Origin of the sequence: Achromobacter sp. ACM03 (assembly GCF_014851665.1) — a bacterium.
GTDB lineage: Bacteria > Pseudomonadota > Gammaproteobacteria > Burkholderiales > Burkholderiaceae_B > Achromobacter > Achromobacter aegrifaciens.
The window spans coordinates 1-17,301 of sequence record NZ_JACVAD010000005.1 but is presented as its reverse complement, the minus strand read 5'-3'; the positions used below and the strand labels follow the sequence as shown (position 1 = coordinate 17,301).

Here is a 17,301-nt window from a genome sequence, read left to right as displayed (position 1 = left end):
CTTTCTGTGTCGAAAACAACAAACAAGGGCCAAAAACCCGCTAGAAAACCGCATTAATCGCCACTCTTCCGCTATCATCGGCCGCGTAGCGTCAAACGCCGATACCCGGCGCGCGCTGCTCCATGACCTCAACATACGGATTTTGACCATGGCCACGAAAGCAAAAGCTCCTGCCAAGAAAGTCACCAAGCCCGCCGCCAAGGCGCCCGCAAAGAAGGCAACTGCTGCCAAACCCGCTGTGAAGCCCGCTGCAAAGCCGGCCGTCAAGAAGGTCGTCGCCGCCAAGAAGGTCGCTGCTGCCCCCAAGGCCATCAAGGCCGCCCTGAACAAGACCCAGCTGATCGCCTACATCGTTGAGCAATCGGGCGTTGAAGCCAAGTCGGTCAAGGCCGTCCTGGCCAGCCTGGAAACCTCGGTGCTGGGCTCCGTGGACAAGAAGGGCGCTGGCGAATTCACGCTGCCCGGCCTGTTCAAGGTTGCCGTGCAGAAGGTTCCGGCCAAGGCCAAGCGCTTCGGCAAGGATCCGTTCACCGGTGAAGAGCGCTGGTTCCCCGCCAAGCCGGCTTCGGTCAAGGTGAAGGTTCGCCCGCTCAAGAAGCTGAAGGACGCCGCGCAGTAAATCGCGCGTAGTTCCGGTCAAGCCGGAAGGGCCCGCCTCGCAAGAGGCGGGCCCTTCTTTTTTGCCGCGGCCGGCCTGCACGACGCATAGGTCGGCTTTTTCCAATTTATCTTCATGTTAAGATACTTCACGTAAAAATAAAGCCCGTGCACCCATGAATGACCTCGTCGATCTGGTGATCTCCCAATGGACCGCCGAATGTCCCGCCCAGGACTTCGCCGCCATGTCCGTCGTCACCCGTGTGTTCCGTCTGAACGCGCTGGCCGCGCGCAACGTGAACCGCAGCTTCCGCAACTACGACCTGCACCAGGGCGAATTCGACGTGCTGGCCACGCTGTACCGCAGCGGCTCGCCCTACGCGCTGAATCCGCAGAAGCTGGTGGAGGCCCTGCTGTTGACCTCCGGCGCCATGACCAACCGGCTCGACCGCCTGGAGCAGGCCGGCCTGCTCACGCGCAGCCCCAATCCGGAAGACCGGCGCGGCGTCATCGTGTCGCTCACGGCCGAAGGCTTGCGCACCATCAAGCTGGTGCTGAAGGACTACCTGAAGGACCTCAATGAACTGCTTGAACCGCTGTCCGCAGCCGAGCGCAAGCAACTGGCCGGCCTCCTCAGGAAGCTGCTGATCAAGCAGGACCAGGAAACGCCTGGCGGCATCGGCGCCTGAGCCGAGCCCTCTTTCGCAGCCATCATCCCCGATCCCGATCCATGACTTCCGCTACCCAGTCCTCCCAGACGCCGGTCCTGACCGCGCCCATCCTCCTGCTGATGTCGGTCGCGACCGGCCTCGCCGTCGCCAGCAACTATTACGCGCAGCCGCTGCTGCATACGATCAGCGAGCAATTCTCGCTGTCCAGCGCCACGGCGGGCAGCATCGTCACCACCGCGCAGCTGAGCTATGCGGTGGGCCTGATGCTGCTCGTGCCCCTGGGCGACATGTTCGAGCGCCGCAGCCTGATCGTGCTGATGAACCTGCTGTCCTCGGGCGGTCTGCTGATTTCCGCCTTCGCCCCCAATATCGGCGTGCTGATCCTGGGCACGGCGCTGACGGGCATGCTGTCCGTGGTGGCCCAGATCCTGGTGCCTTTCGCCGCGACGCTGGCCGCGCCGCATGAGCGGGGCAAGGCCGTGGGCACCGTCATGAGCGGACTGCTGCTGGGCATCCTGCTGGCCCGCACCGTCGCCGGCGCGCTCGCCGACGTGGGCAGCTGGCGCACCGTGTACTGGGTGGCGGCCATCCTGATGCTGATCATGTCCGCGGCCCTGTGGCGCCTGCTGCCGCGCCACCAGAGTCCGGCCGGGCTGAGCTACCCGCGCCTGCTGGGCTCCATCCTGCGCATGTTCGTCGAGGAACCGCTGTTCCGCGCCCGCTCGCTGCTGGGCGGCCTGCTGTTCGCGGCCTTCAGCATGCTGTGGACGCCGCTGACCTTCCTGCTGGCCAGCCCGCCCTATCAATACAGCAACACCACCATCGGCCTGTTCGGGCTGGCGGGCGCCGCAGGGGCCTACGCCGCCAACCGCTTCGGCCGCCTTGCCGACCGCGGCCTGGGCAACCTCGCCACCCGCGTCGGACTGCTGTTGCTGCTGGGTTCCTGGGGACTGATCGCCTTCGGCCAGGTGTCGGTGCTGGCCCTGCTGGTCGGCATCCTGGTGCAGGATCTCGCGATCCAGGGCGTGCACGTCACCAACAGCAGCGCCCTCTACCGCCTGCGCCCCGAAGCGCGCAGCCGGCTGACGGCCGGCTACATGACCAGCTACTTCATCGGCGGCGCATCCGGTTCGCTGGTATCGTCCTGGCTGTACGCCCATTTTGGCTGGCCCGGCGTGGTCACGGCGGGCGCCGTCCTCGGGGTGATTACGCTGGCTTATGGCGCCCTGGCGCCCAGCGCGCGCATCCCCGAAACGGCTCCGTCCCCTGCCCGCGCCTAGCACCTCCTATAATCAGGGGTTTTGGCCGCCTCCGCGCCCGCGCGGCGAGGCGGCTCACCCTTTTTTTGCCATCGTGCACGAGCCCATGCAGGAACGTTACCTCCCCAATACCGTCGAAGCAGCCGCCCACCAAGATTGGCAGGCGCGCGACGTCTACCTGGTCCACGAACACGCCAAGAACGCCGACGGCTCCGAAAAGCCGAAGTTCTACGCCTGCTCCATGCTGCCCTACCCCAGCGGCAAGCTGCACATGGGCCACGTGCGCAACTACACCATCAACGACATGATGGCCCGTCAGTTGCGCATGCGCGGCTACAACGTTCTGATGCCCATGGGCTGGGACGCCTTCGGCATGCCGGCGGAAAACGCCGCCATCAAGTCCAAGGTGCCGCCGGCGAAGTGGACGTACGACAACATCGCCTACATGAAGAAGCAGATGAAGGCGATGGGCCTGGCGATCGACTGGTCGCGCGAAATGTGCGCCTGCGATCCCCAGTACTACAAGTGGAACCAGTGGCTGTTCCTCAAGATGCTGGAAAAGGGCGTCGCCTACCGCAAGACCCAGGTCGTCAACTGGGACCCGGTGGACCAGACCGTGCTGGCCAATGAACAGGTCATCGACGGCCGCGGCTGGCGCTCGGGCGCGCTGGTCGAAAAGCGCGAGATCCCCGGCTACTACCTGCGCATCACCGATTACGCCGACGAACTGCTGGGCGCCGTCCAGAACGACCTGCCCGGCTGGCCCGAGCGCGTGCGCCTGATGCAGGAAAACTGGATCGGCAAGTCCGAGGGCCTGCGCTTCGCTTTCCCGCACAAGATCGCCGGCCAGGACGGCCAGCTGATCCAGGACGGCAAGCTGTACGTCTTCACCACCCGCGCCGACACCATCATGGGCGTGACCTTCTGCGCCGTGGCGCCGGAACACCCCCTGGCCACGCAGGCCGCGCTCTCCAATCCGCAACTGGCCGCGTTCATCGAACAATGCAAGCTGGGCGGCACGACCGAGGCCGAAATGGCCACGCGCGAAAAGGAAGGCATGCCCACGGGCCTGTACGTCACGCACCCGGTCACGGGCGCCGAAGTTCAGGTCTGGGTCGGCAACTACGTGCTCATGACCTACGGCGATGGCGCCGTGATGGGCGTGCCGGCGCATGACGAGCGCGATTTCGCCTTCGCCAAGAAATATGACCTGCCCATCGTGCAGGTCGTGGACGTGGCCGGCAAGGAATACTCCACCAATGCCTGGCAGGAGTGGTACGGCGACAAGCAAGCCGGACGCACCATCAATTCGGGCAAGTACGACGGCCTCTCCCACAAGGAAGCGGTCGACGCCATCGCCGTCGACCTGGGCGCGCAAGGCCTGGGCGAAAAGCAGACCACCTGGCGCCTGCGCGACTGGGGCATCTCGCGCCAGCGCTATTGGGGCACCCCCATCCCCATCATCCACTGCGCGGATTGCGGCCCGGTCCCGGTTCCGGAAAAAGACCTGCCGGTGGTCCTGCCCGACGACCTCATCCCGGACGGCAGCGGCAATCCGCTGGCCAAGAACGAGGCGTTCCTGTCCTGCTCCTGCCCCAAGTGCGGCAAGCCGGCGCGCCGTGAAACGGACACGATGGACACCTTCGTGGACTCGTCCTGGTATTTCATGCGCTACACCTCGCCGGGCAACGATAACGCCATGGTCGACGCACGCAACGACTACTGGATGCCGATGGACCAGTACATCGGCGGCATCGAACACGCGGTGCTCCACCTGCTGTACGCCCGCTTCTGGACCAAGGTCATGCGCGACATGGGCTTGCTCAACTTCGACGAGCCCTTCACCAAGCTGCTGTGCCAGGGCATGGTGCTGAACCATATCTACTCGCGCAAGACGCCGCAGGGCGGCATCGAGTACTTCTGGCCGGAAGACGTCGAAAACGTCTACGACGACCGCGGCGCCATCGTCGGCGCCAAGCTGAAGTCGGACGGCTCCGCCATCACCTACGGCGGCGTAGGCACGATGTCCAAGTCGAAGAACAACGGCGTCGACCCGCAATCGCTGATCGACACGCTGGGCGCGGACACGGCCCGCCTTTTCGTCATGTTCGCCAGCCCGCCGGAACAGACCCTCGAATGGTCGGACTCTGGCGTCGAAGGCTCCAACCGCTTCCTGCGCCGCCTCTGGTCCATCAGCTACGGCCAGCGCGAGGCCATCGCGCGCGGCCTGGCCCATGGCGCCGACTGGGCGCAGGCGCCGGCCCCGGTCAAGGATCTGCGCCGCGAGGTCTACGGCCTGCTCAAGCAAGCCGACTACGACTACCAGCGCATCCAGTACAACACCGTCGTGTCGGCGTGCATGAAGATGCTCAACGCCATCGACGACGCCAAGCTGCCCGAAGGCGCAGCCGCGGACGCCGCCTACGCCGAAACGCTGGGCGTGCTGCTGCGCGTGCTGTATCCCGTGGTGCCGCACATCACCTGGCACCTGTGGCGCGACCTGGGCTACGCCCACGAGCTGGGCGACCTGCTCGACGCGCCTTGGCCGCACGTGGACGAGGCGGCGCTGGTCGCCGACGAGATCGAGCTGATGCTCCAGGTCAACGGCAAGCTGCGCGGCTCCATCCGCGTGGCCGCCAAGGCCGCCAAGGAAGACATCGAAAAGCTCGCGGCATCCCAGGAAGAGGTCGCCCGCTTCCTGGAAGGCCGTCCGCCCAAGCGCGTCATCGTGGTTCCGGGCAAACTGGTCAACGTCGTAGGCTGATGAGGTCAAGCATGCACTTCGCCGGGCAACAAACGCACTCCCCCCGCCAGTCCTGGCTGCTGCGCGGCGCCTGCCTGGCGCTGTTCATGCTGCTCTCCGCTTGCGGTTTCGCCTTGCGTGGCGTCACGCCGATGCCGTTCGATACGCTGTATGTCGGCATTTCCGACACCACGCAGTTCGGCGCCGACGTGCGCCGCGCGCTGCGCGCGGCCTCGCCGAACACCAAGCTCGTGTCGACCCCCAAGGAGGCGCAAGCCATCCTGCAGCAGGTCGCCGACACTCGCACCCTGCGAGAGGTGTCGCTGAACGCCCAGGGCCGTGTCGAGGAATACGAACTCGGCATCAACTACACGTTCCGCCTCATCGATGCCAAGGGCCGCGCCCTGATCCCGGACACCACGCTGTCGATCTACCGCGAAATGCCCTATGACGACCAGGTGGTGCAAGCCAAGCAAGGCCAGATCGAAACGTTGTACCGGGCCATGCAGCGCGACCTGGTGTCCCGCCTGCTGCGCCGCATGACCGCGCCGGAAGTGCGCCATGCATTCGAGAATGCCGAAGAGCGCGCGGAAGACGGCGAGACCCCGCTGTACGACCCGACCACGCCGGAACAAAAGCGCACGCCCGCGCCGTGGCAGACGCCGTCCACCACCGATCCGGCCATCCTGCGTTAAATGGCACAGCCCCTGGACGCGGATCGCCTGGCCGAGCACCTGCAGCGGCCAGGCAACCGCCTGGCCCCGCTCTACACGGTGTCCGGCGACGAACCCCTGCTCGTGACCGAGGCCGTGGACGCGCTGCGCGCCGCGGCCCGTAACGCGGGCTACACCGACCGCCTGTCCATGGTCATGGACGCGCGCAGCGACTGGAGCTCGGTCACCGCCGCCACGCAAAGCGTGTCGCTGTTCGGCGACCGCCGCATCCTCGAAATCAAGATCCCGACGGGCAAGCCCGGCAAGTCCGGCGCCGACACCCTGGCCAAGCTGGCCGAACAGGCCGAGAAGCAGGCGGATCCGGACACGCTCGTGCTGATCGCCCTGCCGCGCCTGGACAAGGCCACCCGCGAAAGCCGCTGGGTGCAGGCCTTGAGCCGCGGCGGCATGATGGTCGACATCGCCAACATCGAACGCGGCCGCCTGCCCGCCTGGGTCGGCATGCGGCTGGCGCGCCAGAACCAGCGCGCCGACGGCGCCACCCTGCAATGGATGGCCGACAAGGTGGAAGGCAATCTGCTGGCCGCCCACCAGGAAATCCAGAAGCTGGGCCTGCTCTACCCCGAAGGCCAGCTGGCCGCGGAGGACGTGGAGCGAGCGGTGCTGAACGTTGCGCGCTATGACGTCTTCGGCCTGCGCGACGCCATGCTCGCCGGCGACACCGGCCGCACCATCCGCATGATCGACGGCCTGCGCGCCGAAGGCGAAGCGCTGCCGCTGGTGCTATGGGCGGTCGGCGAGGAAATCCGCCTGCTGGCCCGCATCGCCGAAGCGCGCGCCCTGGGCCAGGACGTCAACGGCCTGATGCGCCGCCTGCGCATTTTCGGCGCGCACGAGCGGCTGGCGTTGCAGGCGCTGAACCGGGTGCAGCCGAACGTGTGGCCGGCCGCCGTGCAGCATGCCCATGAGGTCGATCGCCTGATCAAGGGCCTGTCGGTGCCAGGACGCCTGTCCGATCCCTGGGAAGAAATGACGCGGCTCGCGCTGCGTGTCGCCGCCGCTGGCGGACGACCGTGAAGGCGGCATAGCCGCCGCCTTCGCCTCCCGCGCCAGCCCATGCGCTGGCATTCGCCCGGCCTCGCGGCCGGATATACACTGAATCTCCAGGTGGCGTCCACGCCGCCCCATCCTCATGATCGACGCTGCCATGTCCACGTCCTCCATCGAACAAGCCATGCTCACCCTGGGCGAAAACGCCCGCCGCGCCTCGCGCGCCATGATGCGCGCCACCGGCGCCGCCAAGAACCAGGCGCTGCTCGCCATGGCCGACGCCCTGGCCGCCAGCCACGACGAACTCAAGGCCGCAAATGAAAAAGACCTGGCCGCGGCGCGCAGCAACGGCCTGGAGCCGGCGCTGCTGGACCGCCTGACCCTGTCGGACAAGACACTGGCGCACATGGCCGAGGGCCTGCGCCAGATCGCCGCCTTGCCTGATCCCATCGGCAGCATCACCGCCACCAGCGTACGCCCCAACGGCATGCGCGTGGCGCAGATGCGCGTGCCGCTGGGCGTGATCGGCATCATTTACGAATCCCGCCCCAACGTGACCATCGACGCGGCCGCGCTGTGCCTGAAGTCCGGCAACGCCGCCATCCTGCGCGGCGGTAGCGAAGCCCTGCATTCCAACATCGCGCTGGGCCGCATCGTGCAGACCGGCCTGGCCGCCGCAGGGCTGCCGCAGGACGCGGTGCAGGTCGTCGCCACGGCCGACCGCGCCGCCGTCGGCAAGCTCATCACCATGACCGAGCACATCGACGTCATCGTGCCGCGCGGCGGCAAGGGGCTGATCGCCCGCCTGTCGCAAGAGGCGCGCGTGCCGCTCATCAAGCACCTGGACGGCAACTGCCACGTCTATATCGACGCGGCGGCCGATCCGGACAAGGCGCACGCCATCGCCTTCAATGCCAAGACCTACCGCTACGGCATCTGCGGCGCCATGGAAACGCTGCTGGTCGACGCGGTCGCCGCCGTTTCCATCCTGCCCAGCCTGGCCGCGGCCCTCACCGAGCACGGCGTCGAATTGCGCGGCTGCCCCCGCACGCTGGCCTTGCTGCCCCACGCCAAACCGGCCACGGAAGAAGACTGGGCCACGGAGTACCTGGGTCCCATCCTGGCGGTGCGCATCGTCGACACGCTGGACGACGCCATCGAGCACATCGCGCGCTGGGGCTCGGGCCATACCGACGCCATCGTCACCGAGGACCTGTCCGCCGCACAGCGCTTCCAGCGCGAGGTCGACTCCAGTTCGGTGTACGTCAACCTGCCGACCTGCTTTGCGGACGGTTTCGAATACGGCCTGGGCGCCGAGATCGGCATCTCGACGAACCGCCTGCACGCGCGCGGCCCGGTCGGCCTGGAAGGCCTGACCACGCTGAAGTGGGTGCTCAGCGGCGAAGGCCAGGTGCGCGGCTGATCCCGAGCCTCCGACTGCACGCAGACTGACGCGGCCCTGAACACGGGGCCGCGGCAAGCCTTCTACAATACGGCCAGCAGTTTTCCGCAGGCATTCTTTTCATCCGAACGCGGCGCGCCGCGTCTTCCTGAGATCCCCATGTACTCACCCGCGATGGCCATGGCCTTCAGCCTCTTCCTGCTGTGCTTCATCACATGCACGCTCAGCGGCGTCGTGCTGTTCTTCAAGAGCAAGCAGATCAACGCCAAATTGAAGCACCCGTACCTGCAGCACCGTCAATTCAATCAGTATCCGCTTGCGATCCAGGCATCCATCATGCTGGATTACTTTTTCCGCCTGATGTTTCCCGGCACGCGCTTCTGGCTGATCGGCAACGCCAACGACCTGCTCTCCCACGTCGATCCGAAGAAGACGCCGCTATCGCTGAAATGGCCGATCGTCGGCTTCTGGGGTTCGTGCTGGCTCGGCCTGATCGCCATGATCGTGCTCTGGATCATGCTGTTCCTGGGAGCTTGAACCCATGCAGATCAGAATCGAAGACTATCCCGGCAGCCTCGAGGCGGCCCGCTATCTGGTCGCCGCGCGCGAGTCCGGCATCGCCGGCCCGCGCCTGCCCGCCGACTGCCGTCCCCAATCGCTGAACCAGGCCTTCGCCGTGCAGCAACGCACCGCGCAGCTGCTGCTCGAGAAGCATCAGGACGACATCGGCGCCTGGAAGAGCGCCTTGCCCACGCCCGAGAAAAGCGTGGTCGCGCCGATCTATGCCTCGACCATCGCGTACGCCGAAGCCGGCCCTGTTGCGGCCCGGACCCAGACCGTGCGCATCGAACCCGAGATCGCGTTCGAAATTGCCCGGGATCTGCCCGCGCGCCCCGAGCCCTACACCGAGTCCGAAGTGGACGCGGCCATCGGCGGCGCGCGCCTGGCCTTGGAAGTACTGGGCTGCCGTTATGCGGCTCCGGAACATGCCAGCCTGCCGGAACTCCTGGCCGACCATATGTTCAACCAGGGGCTGGTACTGGGTCCGCGCATCGCATCCCCGCACGATGCCCCCGGCGCCTTGAGCATCACGCTGTCCGTGGACGGGGTTGAAACCGAGCAGCACGCGGGCATCCACCCGAACGATCGTCCCAAAGCCGGGCTCTACTGGCTGGCCAATTTCCTGCGCGAACAAGGTCTGGGACTACGCGCCGGCCAGCACGTCATCACCGGCTCCTATGCCGGCTTCCTGGACGTGCCCGCCAACCGCGATCTCGAACTCGCCTACGGCGACCTCGGCGTCCTGCGCCTGCACTTCAGCAAGCCCTAGCCCGGCCGCACACCGAACTTCCGTCCCCTGCCCGCCTGGTCCGCTCTTGCGGACTAGCGGGCCGCGGGCTGCGCGATCTCGATGGGCGCTGCGCCCGCCTCGATGATTTCCCCCACATCCAGACACAGGTCCTCGCGGTAGCGTCCCGCCAGCACCTGCACGCCCACCGGGCTCGCGCCTGCCTCGCTCATCGCGCTGCCCATCGCCACCGACAGGCCTGGCAAACCCATGAACGGCACGCCGATCTGCGTCATCTGCGCGCGCCAGACGCGCGCGTAGGCGGCATCGCCTTGCAGATCGAGCTTGTCAGGGAACGGCAGCTCGGCCGACACGGGCAGCAACAGCACGGGATACTCGGCGAAGAACAACTCCCACAGGCGCGTCAGCGTAGCGCGCCGCGTCAGCGTGGCGGAAAAACTCGCAAGGTCGGCCCCCGCCGCCTTGTCGCGCTGGCCAGCCAGCGCCACCAGAGCTCCGCGGTCGCCTTCTTTTTCCGCGGCTGCCACCATGGCGTCGTAGCCATCGGCCAGCCACATGCGGATCTGCAGGTCCGCCGCCTCCTGCATCGGCGGCACGGCATCCAGCGTATCCACCGTCCAGCCTGCCTCGCTGAGCCGGCGGGCGGCTTCCTGCAAGGCCTTGACCACGGCGGGCTGGGTGTCCATGCCGTCCGGATTCAGGCACAGCGCGGCCCGGCGCGGCGTCTCGGCCCCGACCAGGGGAGCGGGCACCCACCAAGGATCGCGCACATCCCGCGCCGCCAGCGCGGCCAGGCCCAGTCTTAGATCTGCGATGCTGCGCCCCAGCGGGCCGGACACCGCGGTCAACTGTCCCCCGATCGAGCGTTCCGGCAGCGCCGCGTTGTACGCCGCCACGCGCCCCAGCGACGGCCGCAGGCCATGCACGCCGCAGGCATAGGCTGGATAGCGGATGGAGCCGGCGATATCCGTGCCATGCGCCAGATGGCCGATGCCAGCCGCCACCGCGGCAGCCGCGCCGCCCGACGAGCCGCCGGGCGTCAGCGCCGGATTGCGCGGGTTCAAGGTATCGCCATGCAGCGCATTGCCGGTGAACCAGCGCAAGGAAAACGCGGGCGTGTTGGTGCGGCCCAGGATCACGGCGCCCGCGCGCAACAGATTGTCCACGACCGGGCTGTTCTCCTCCGCGATCACATCCTTCTGCAGGTTCACGCCATTGGTCGTGGCGTAACCCGCCTGGTCCACGTTGATTTTCACGGTAACGGGCACGCCGGCCAACGGCCCCGGGTCTTCGCCGCGCGCAAGCATCGCATCCACTTGCGCCGCTTGGGCCAGCACTTCGCCCGGGCGGTGGTCCACCACGGCATTGATCGCGGGATTGACGGCATCCAGCCGGTCCAGCGCGCTTTGCGCGGCCTCGCGGGCGGACACCTCGCGCTTGCGGATGCGGGCGGCAAGCTCAACTGCGGACAAACGCCAAAGATCGGACACGCGCGACTCCTGAATCATGGTTGCATGGAAGATCAGGCAAACCTTAGCGCCTGCCGCGCCTGCCCACAAGCCGCCGCCGGCCCGGAACGCTACTCGTCCTCCTCGAAGACCTCGACTATCGCGTCGGCCACGGCGCGCACGCGCGCCGTGCGGTTCAGGTCGCCGTGCATCACCAACCACAAATCGTAGGGTTCGCTGCGCGTCGGCCAGATACGGACCAGCTCGGGATACCCCGGCGCCATGTGCGTGGGCACCTCGCCGATGCCCAGCCCGGCCGCGACCGCCTCGAGGATCATCAGGCCGGAGTTCAGCTCCACGCCGATGCGGCCGTTGCCCGTGGGCTCGCCGCAAAACGTGTCGGACCAGCCCGGCAGCACCGCTTGCTGGTACGTCACCAACGTGTGCCCCGCGAACGCAGTGCCCGGCCGCGGCTCGCCATGCGCAGCCAGGTAGGCGCGCGAAGCGTACAGCCCGACCTCCTTGCGCGTCAGGTGCCGGTGTATCAAATCGGGGTTGTCCGGCTTGATGTTCCGTATCGCCAGGTCAGCCTCGCGGCGCGTCAGGTTGCTGATCTGGATGGCCGTGGACAGCACCACGCGGATGTCGGGGTGCTGGGCATGCACGCGCCGCACCGCTTCCATGATGTAGTAGCTGGCCACGGTTTCCGAGGTCGCCACGCGCACCACGCCGGACAGGCGATGATCCAGCCCCTGCATCTGGCGCTGCAATTGGTCCGCCGCCTGCTCCATGCGCTCCGCGGCCGCGAACGCCAGTTCGCCGGCCGCCGTGGGCACGTATCCACCCGGCGTGCGCAGGAACAGCCGCGCGTCCAGCGAGGACTCCAGCGCCGCCAGCCTGCGCCCGGCGGTGGCCTGGTCGATCTGCAGCAGCGCGGCGGCGCCCCGCAGGGTTCCCACCCGGTAGATGGCCAGGAAGATCCTGGCGTTGTCCCAGTCCATCGCGTTCGCCCTAAGGATGCATTTTTGCATCACTATAAAGCAATTATTCGGCTTTTTTGCATCAAAGCACAGGTCTAAGCTTCAGTCCTCGACAGCCTCGCCACACCACCAGCCATGAGTTCCGCCTGCCCCAACCTCACCGCGCCCTCGCTGGCCGCCAAACCCGCCGCGGCCGGCCTGCTGCCGCTAGTCACGCTGGCCATCGGCTTCGTCATGGCGATGCTGGACGTCACCGTCGTCAACGTCGCCCTGCCCAGCATCGCAGTGCAGTTCACCGTTCCCCTGACGGATCTGGTCTGGATCGTGGACGGCTACACCCTCACTTTCGCGGCGCTGCTGTTGGTGGCAGGAGCGCTGGCCGACCGGTATGGCGCCAAGACGATCTACCTGGCCGGTTTGGGCGTCTTTACCCTGGCGTCCCTGCTCTGCGGCCTGGCGCCCAACGCGGACATGCTGATCCTGGCCCGCATGCTGCAGGGGCTGGGCGCGGCCCTGTTCATGCCGAGTTCCCTCAGCCTGCTGACCCATGCCTACGACGACGATCAGGTGCGCAACCGCATGCTGGCCGCCTGGTCCGCGATCGTGGCGGTGGCAGGCGCTGCCGGCCCGCTCCTGGGCGGCGTGCTGATCCACCAATTTGGCTGGCGCGGGATCTTCCTCATCAATATCCCGCTGGGATTGGCCGGATTGTGGCTGGCGCGACGCCGCATCCAGGCGGTTGCGCGCCGCCCGCGCGCCCTCAATCCGCTGAGCCACCTGCTGGGCGTGATCGCCTTGTCCTCGCTGTGCTTCGTGCTGATCCAGGGCAACGCCTACGGCTGGTCCTCCAACCTCATACTGGGCACGGTGGTCCTCTGCGCGGCCGCCGCCCTGCTGCTGGTGCGGCGCGAGCGCCGCCATGCCGACCCCATCATCCCGCGCGCCCTGTTCGCCACCGCGCAATTCGCGGCAGCCAACGGCGTCGGCTTTCTGATCAATCTGGCAGCCTACGGCCAGCTCTTCCTGCTCAGTCTGTTCCTGCAGCATGCGCGCGGCGCGGACGCATTGGAGACCGGCCTGCAGCTGGTGCCCATGCTGGCCGTGTTCTCCTTGGGCAATCTGTTGTCCAGCCGGGTATCGGCGCGCTGGAACGTGCCGGCGGCGCTGCTGGGCGGGGTATCGTTGGCCGCTGCCATGAGCGCCGCGGGAATCGTCATGTTCTCGCCGGACATGGCCTACTGGCCGTTCGCCGTCATCATCGCAGTGGCCAATCTGGGCGTGGGCGTCGCCGTTCCCGCCATGACCAGCGTGGTCATGCAGGTCTCGGGCAAGAGCCACGCCAACAGCGCCGCCGCCGCCCTGAATGCCAACCGCCAATCCGGCGCGCTGGTAGGCGTCGCGCTGATGGGCACCATCCTGCATTTGCTGCCGCAATGGAGCGCCAGCCTGCCCGCGGCCTACATCGTCATCACCTCAGGCTATCTGCTCGCTGCCGTGCTTGCATGGCGCTATCTGCAACGCGCGCGCAATGCCTGAACGCGGGCAAGGCTGCAGTCTTCACAGGCCATGAAGGCCGCAGCGCTCAAACGTTCGCGGCGGGGAGTATCGCCACGCCGCGCCCCGCGAAAAATTCGTCGAAGATAGCCAGCGGCAATTCGACATCGGCCTGCGTGCCGGGCTCTCCCGAAGGATTATGGAAGGTCACCGAGTCCGGCGTTGCGCGAGTCACCAGCACCAGGTGCCCGCCCTTCCTGGGCGGTTGCCGCTCGGGCCAGCGTATCCAGGGATGCACCGACGCCATGAAATAGGCGGCTTGGGACATCAATCCAGGCAGTTCGTCCGCGCGCAGATCGACATGCACGCGCGCCGCCAGGCCGAATGCCTCGTCCACGTAGCGCACGAACGGCGCGTAGATCATGCCCTTGATCTGTTCGCCTTCCACCGTATAGGCGCCGTAAACCAAGCTGCCCCGCGCCAGCTCCAACGTCGGATACTGGCGCCCGTCGCGGGCCGCCAGCACCATCTTCAGGCAGGCCATGCCGCAGACGTGGCTGGCCCAGCGCGCGTACTCATCCACGTCGCGCGCGCCCGAGCCGCGCCAGGCCGGGTCATCGGCCAGGGCCAGCGTGCCCTGGATGATTTCGCTGGCCCGATGCGCCGACTCCCACTGGCAAAAATACGGCACGGCGGATCGGGAGGCTGGCGTCGCGTTCATGCAGGACTCCTGGATTCTGGAGGTCAAAGGGAGCCGCTATCTTGCCCGCGCGGCATGCGCGTGGCAACGGGCCGGCGTTTGCTTCACAATGCTCCTATCCGTGCTCACAGGAGACCCGCATGTCCAGCCCTGCCACGTCCAACCCGCCCGCCATCCGCCGCGTCGCCATCGTCGGCGCCGGCACCATAGGCGCCAGTTGGGCTGCGTTGTTCCTCGCCCGCGGCCTTGAGGTCGTCGTCAGCGATCCCGCCGCCGACGCCGAAACGCTGACGCGCGCCCGCGTACAGGCAGCATGGCCCGTGCTGGCGGAACTTGGACACGTGCTGCCCGGCGCCTCCGCTGATGCGCTGCGCTTCGAGCCTGACCTGGAGGCCGCGCTGGCCGGCGCGGACTTCGTGCAGGAAAACGCGCCCGAGCGCGAAGACTTCAAGACTGCCCTCTTTGCGCGCATGGACGCCGTGCTGCCGCCGCAGGTCATCGTCGCGTCCAGCTCCTCCGGCCTCATCATGAGCCGCCTGCAATCGCAGTGCCGCCATGCCTCGCGCTTTGTCATCGGGCATCCGTTCAATCCGCCGCACCTGATTCCGCTGGTCGAAGTGGTCGGCGGCGAACAAACCTCGGCCGACACCATCGATCGTTGCATCGCCTTCTACCGCAGCCTGGGCAAGTACCCCATCCGCTTGAACAAGGAAGTCCCCGGCCACATCGCCAACCGGCTGCAGGCTGCGCTATGGCGCGAAGCCATACACCTGGCGGCCGAAAACGTCGCCAGCGTGGCCGACATCGACGCCGCCGTGTCGCAAGGCCCGGGCCTGCGCTGGGCGCTGTTCGGCCCGCACATGACCTTCAACCTGGGCGGCGGCGCGGGCGGGCTGGCCAATTTCATGGACCACTTGCTGGGCCCGGTCCAGACCTGGTGGGACGATCTCGGCGCGCCGGAAGTCACCCCCGAACTGCAACAGCGCCTGATCGCGGGCGTCAACGCCGAAGCAGGCGAGCGCAGCATCGCCGACCTGGTCCAGGAGCGCGATGCGCAACTCACCGCACTGCTGAAAGCACTGCAGCGCTGAAACGGCGGCGGCCCGCAGCGGGCCGGAATGCGCCATATCCCTCACAATACCGGCAGGCCACTGCGCCTGCCCTCTGCCATAGCAGGATTGCTCCATATGATTTCCGTAACACATGACAGCGCCCTTTCCCGCTACACCGCCACCGTCGATGGCGTCCTGTGCGTGCTCGACTACCAGTTGCAAGGCAGCACCATGGCAATCACGCACACCGGCGTGCCCAGCCAGGTGGGCGGACGCGGCATCGCCGCTGCGCTGACCAAATATGCGCTGAACGACGCCCGCGCCCGGGGTTGGAAAGTGCGGCCCTTGTGCTCCTACGCCGACGCCTACATTCGCCGCCACCCTGAGTACAGCGATCTGCTGGCCTGAACCCTGTCGGCATTTCGCACCGTGACCAAGCAATCCAAGCTCCCTTCCACGGCCTGTCCCTGCGGCGGTCCCAAGCCCTATTCCGAATGCTGCGGGCGCTGGCACGAAGGCCCGCAAGCCATGCAAGCGCCCACCGCCGAGGCGCTGATGCGCTCGCGCTACAGCGCCTTCGTGCTGGACAAGCTGCCCTATCTGTTGGCGACCTGGCACCCCAGCACCCGTCCCAGCGCGCTCGAGCCCAATCCGCCCGACCTGAAATGGCTGGGTCTGGCGATCAAGCAGACACGCAGCCAAGACCCCGAGCACGCCACGGTGGAATTCGTCGCCCGCAGCCGCCAGGCCGGCCGCGCCCACCGCCTGCACGAACTCAGCCGCTTCGTGCGCGAAGACGGCCAGTGGTTCTATGTGGATGGCGACCTGTACTGATCCTGGTCCGGCAGTTCCGCACCAGGCCTAACAAACCCAGACATCAGAAAAGGCAGACATGAACCAGGATCCTCGCCACGCCGAAGCGCTATTTCACGCAGAACCTGTCGCGGCACTGCGCGCCGACCTTGCGCTCGCATTACGGGCCGCAGCCGCGCATGGTCTGGGCGAAGGCGTCTGCAATCACTTCAGCGTGGCCCTGCCCGGCGACTCGGAGCATTTCCTCCTCAATCCCCGCGGATTGATGTGGCATGAGGTGCAAGCGGACGACATCGTGCTGATCGATGCCCAAGGCAACAAGCTCGCCGGCCGGCATGCAGTCGAGCCCACGGCCATGTTCATCCATGCCGCCATCCACCGCATCGCCGGCAAGGCCTGTGTGCTGCACACGCACATGCCCTACGCCACGGCCTTGACCCTTACCTCGGATCGCGCGCTCGACACCACGCTGTCCCAGAATGCCATGCGCTTTCACGGCCGCCTGGCAATCGACCAACACTACAACGGCCTGGCGCTGGACGTCAGCGAAGGCGAACGCATCGCCCATGCGATGCAGGGCGCAGACGTGGTCTTCCTCGGCAACCATGGCGTCGTAGTCTGCGGGGAAAGACTGGACTATGCCTATGACGACCTGTTCTTCCTGGAACGCGCCTGTACCGCCCAGGTGCTTGCGCAATCAACGGGACGCCCGCTGCTGCCGGTCAACCCTGACCTGGCGGCCAAGGTGGCCGCACAGGTCCAAGGCGAACGCCTGCAATCCGAACTGTTCTTCGCCGCTTTGCGACGCCAACTGCCCTAGCCGCTCTTGAGCGGCTTTACCGCTTTGGCTCAAAAGCTTTTACCTGAGCGCCGCAAAAACAAAACCCCTCGCAGGATATTCCTGCGAGGGGTTTTTCATTGGGATTGCGGCTGGTGGTATCGCGCGAGAGATCCCGAGCGCAATACATTCGGTCGCCGCAACGACAAAACCCCACAGGGGTTACCTGTGGGGTTCTGCGGAATAAAAGCTTGACGATGACCTACTTTCACAGACGTCCGTCCACTATCATCGGCGCAAAGTCGTTTCACTGTCCTGTTCGGGATGGGAA

17 protein-coding genes are annotated in these 17,301 nt (G+C 66.7%); 14 read left to right on the top strand and 3 right to left on the bottom strand.

What is annotated here, in order from left to right; all coding sequences use genetic code 11:
* Window positions 1-148 precede the first annotated feature (148 nt).
* The 9 genes from IB257_RS21705 (at window position 149) to IB257_RS21665 (ending at window position 9,726) form a co-directional block, all read left to right on the top strand.
* On the top strand, window positions 149-619 hold the full coding sequence (locus IB257_RS21705) for an HU family DNA-binding protein (RefSeq protein ID WP_054451206.1): 471 nt from the start codon (window positions 149-151) through the stop codon (window positions 617-619).
* Between the two features lie 154 nt (window positions 620-773).
* Window positions 774-1,286, top strand: a complete 513-nt coding sequence (locus IB257_RS21700; protein WP_054451205.1) for a MarR family winged helix-turn-helix transcriptional regulator — start codon at window positions 774-776, stop codon at window positions 1,284-1,286.
* Window positions 1,287-1,327: 41 nt separating this feature from the next.
* Window positions 1,328-2,548 (top strand): MFS transporter, encoded by a 1,221-nt coding sequence (locus tag IB257_RS21695; RefSeq protein WP_054451204.1) that lies wholly within the window; start codon window positions 1,328-1,330, stop codon window positions 2,546-2,548.
* An 85-nt stretch (window positions 2,549-2,633) separates the two neighbouring features.
* Window positions 2,634-5,291, top strand: coding sequence for a leucine--tRNA ligase (gene leuS, locus IB257_RS21690; RefSeq protein ID WP_054451203.1), 2,658 nt, complete (start codon window positions 2,634-2,636; stop codon window positions 5,289-5,291).
* A gap of 11 nt (window positions 5,292-5,302) precedes the next feature.
* Window positions 5,303-5,965, top strand: a complete 663-nt coding sequence (gene lptE / locus IB257_RS21685) for an LPS assembly lipoprotein LptE (protein WP_054451202.1) — start codon at window positions 5,303-5,305, stop codon at window positions 5,963-5,965.
* Entirely contained in the window at window positions 5,966-7,021 is a 1,056-nt protein-coding gene (holA, locus tag IB257_RS21680; RefSeq protein ID WP_054451201.1) for a DNA polymerase III subunit delta, read from the top strand.
* Window positions 7,022-7,136: 115 nt separating this feature from the next.
* On the top strand, window positions 7,137-8,417 hold the full coding sequence (locus IB257_RS21675) for a glutamate-5-semialdehyde dehydrogenase (RefSeq protein ID WP_059371744.1): 1,281 nt from the start codon (window positions 7,137-7,139) through the stop codon (window positions 8,415-8,417).
* A gap of 138 nt (window positions 8,418-8,555) precedes the next feature.
* Window positions 8,556-8,933, top strand: a complete 378-nt coding sequence (locus tag IB257_RS21670) for a hypothetical protein (RefSeq protein ID WP_175161796.1) — start codon at window positions 8,556-8,558, stop codon at window positions 8,931-8,933.
* Between the two features lie 4 nt (window positions 8,934-8,937).
* Window positions 8,938-9,726: a 2-keto-4-pentenoate hydratase gene (locus IB257_RS21665; protein WP_175182086.1), complete on the top strand. Its 789-nt coding sequence runs from the start codon at window positions 8,938-8,940 to the stop codon at window positions 9,724-9,726.
* Between the two features lie 53 nt (window positions 9,727-9,779).
* On the opposite strand, the gene IB257_RS21660 is transcribed toward IB257_RS21665, so the two are convergent.
* A complete protein-coding gene (locus IB257_RS21660; protein ID WP_192492797.1) occupies window positions 9,780-11,195 on the bottom strand; it encodes an amidase family protein in 1,416 nt (471 codons plus the stop codon).
* Window positions 11,196-11,284: 89 nt separating this feature from the next.
* Window positions 11,285-12,154, bottom strand: a complete 870-nt coding sequence (locus IB257_RS21655) for a LysR family transcriptional regulator (protein WP_175161783.1) — start codon at window positions 12,152-12,154, stop codon at window positions 11,285-11,287.
* Window positions 12,155-12,268: 114 nt separating this feature from the next.
* On the opposite strand from IB257_RS21655, the gene IB257_RS21650 reads away from it, so the two are divergent.
* The gene (locus IB257_RS21650) at window positions 12,269-13,669 is read left to right on the top strand and encodes an MFS transporter (protein ID WP_192492796.1); all 1,401 of its coding nucleotides are present in this window, start codon (window positions 12,269-12,271) and stop codon (window positions 13,667-13,669) included.
* Between the two features lie 46 nt (window positions 13,670-13,715).
* Here IB257_RS21650 and IB257_RS21645 read toward each other — a convergent pair whose 3' ends face one another.
* The gene (locus IB257_RS21645; RefSeq protein ID WP_192492795.1) at window positions 13,716-14,348 is read right to left on the bottom strand and encodes a hypothetical protein; all 633 of its coding nucleotides are present in this window, start codon (window positions 14,346-14,348) and stop codon (window positions 13,716-13,718) included.
* A 119-nt stretch (window positions 14,349-14,467) separates the two neighbouring features.
* Between IB257_RS21645 and IB257_RS21640 the strand changes: the two genes are divergently transcribed.
* The 4 genes from IB257_RS21640 (at window position 14,468) to IB257_RS21625 (ending at window position 17,012) form a co-directional block, all read left to right on the top strand.
* Window positions 14,468-15,418 carry a 3-hydroxyacyl-CoA dehydrogenase NAD-binding domain-containing protein gene (locus IB257_RS21640; RefSeq protein WP_054451194.1) on the top strand — a complete coding sequence of 317 codons (951 nt, stop codon included), beginning with the start codon at window positions 14,468-14,470 and terminating at the stop codon, window positions 15,416-15,418.
* A gap of 96 nt (window positions 15,419-15,514) precedes the next feature.
* Window positions 15,515-15,787: a GNAT family N-acetyltransferase gene (locus tag IB257_RS21635; protein WP_192492794.1), complete on the top strand. Its 273-nt coding sequence runs from the start codon at window positions 15,515-15,517 to the stop codon at window positions 15,785-15,787.
* 21 nt (window positions 15,788-15,808) lie between these two features.
* Window positions 15,809-16,213: a YchJ family protein gene (locus IB257_RS21630; RefSeq protein ID WP_054451192.1), complete on the top strand. Its 405-nt coding sequence runs from the start codon at window positions 15,809-15,811 to the stop codon at window positions 16,211-16,213.
* Between the two features lie 58 nt (window positions 16,214-16,271).
* A complete protein-coding gene (locus IB257_RS21625) occupies window positions 16,272-17,012 on the top strand; it encodes an aldolase (RefSeq protein ID WP_054451191.1) in 741 nt (246 codons plus the stop codon).
* The last annotated feature ends 289 nt before the right edge of the window (window positions 17,013-17,301 follow it).

Excerpts from the sequence above, each read along its gene's own strand:
- IB257_RS21705 (WP_054451206.1), top strand. The coding sequence starts at position 149 with ATGGCCACGAAAGCAAAAGCTCCTGCCAAGAAAGTCACCAAGCCCGCC.
- IB257_RS21700 (WP_054451205.1), top strand. The coding sequence starts at position 774 with ATGAATGACCTCGTCGATCTGGTGATCTCCCAATGGACCGCCGAATGT.
- IB257_RS21695 (WP_054451204.1), top strand. The coding sequence starts at position 1,328 with ATGACTTCCGCTACCCAGTCCTCCCAGACGCCGGTCCTGACCGCGCCC.
- leuS (WP_054451203.1), top strand. The coding sequence starts at position 2,634 with ATGCAGGAACGTTACCTCCCCAATACCGTCGAAGCAGCCGCCCACCAA.
- lptE (WP_054451202.1), top strand. The coding sequence starts at position 5,303 with ATGCACTTCGCCGGGCAACAAACGCACTCCCCCCGCCAGTCCTGGCTG.
- holA (WP_054451201.1), top strand. The coding sequence starts at position 5,966 with ATGGCACAGCCCCTGGACGCGGATCGCCTGGCCGAGCACCTGCAGCGG.
- IB257_RS21675 (WP_059371744.1), top strand. The coding sequence starts at position 7,137 with ATGATCGACGCTGCCATGTCCACGTCCTCCATCGAACAAGCCATGCTC.
- IB257_RS21670 (WP_175161796.1), top strand. The coding sequence starts at position 8,556 with ATGTACTCACCCGCGATGGCCATGGCCTTCAGCCTCTTCCTGCTGTGC.
- IB257_RS21665 (WP_175182086.1), top strand. The coding sequence starts at position 8,938 with ATGCAGATCAGAATCGAAGACTATCCCGGCAGCCTCGAGGCGGCCCGC.
- IB257_RS21655 (WP_175161783.1), bottom strand. The coding sequence starts at position 12,154 with ATGGACTGGGACAACGCCAGGATCTTCCTGGCCATCTACCGGGTGGGA.
- IB257_RS21650 (WP_192492796.1), top strand. The coding sequence starts at position 12,269 with ATGAGTTCCGCCTGCCCCAACCTCACCGCGCCCTCGCTGGCCGCCAAA.
- IB257_RS21645 (WP_192492795.1), bottom strand. The coding sequence starts at position 14,348 with ATGAACGCGACGCCAGCCTCCCGATCCGCCGTGCCGTATTTTTGCCAG.
- IB257_RS21640 (WP_054451194.1), top strand. The coding sequence starts at position 14,468 with ATGTCCAGCCCTGCCACGTCCAACCCGCCCGCCATCCGCCGCGTCGCC.
- IB257_RS21635 (WP_192492794.1), top strand. The coding sequence starts at position 15,515 with ATGATTTCCGTAACACATGACAGCGCCCTTTCCCGCTACACCGCCACC.
- IB257_RS21625 (WP_054451191.1), top strand. The coding sequence starts at position 16,272 with ATGAACCAGGATCCTCGCCACGCCGAAGCGCTATTTCACGCAGAACCT.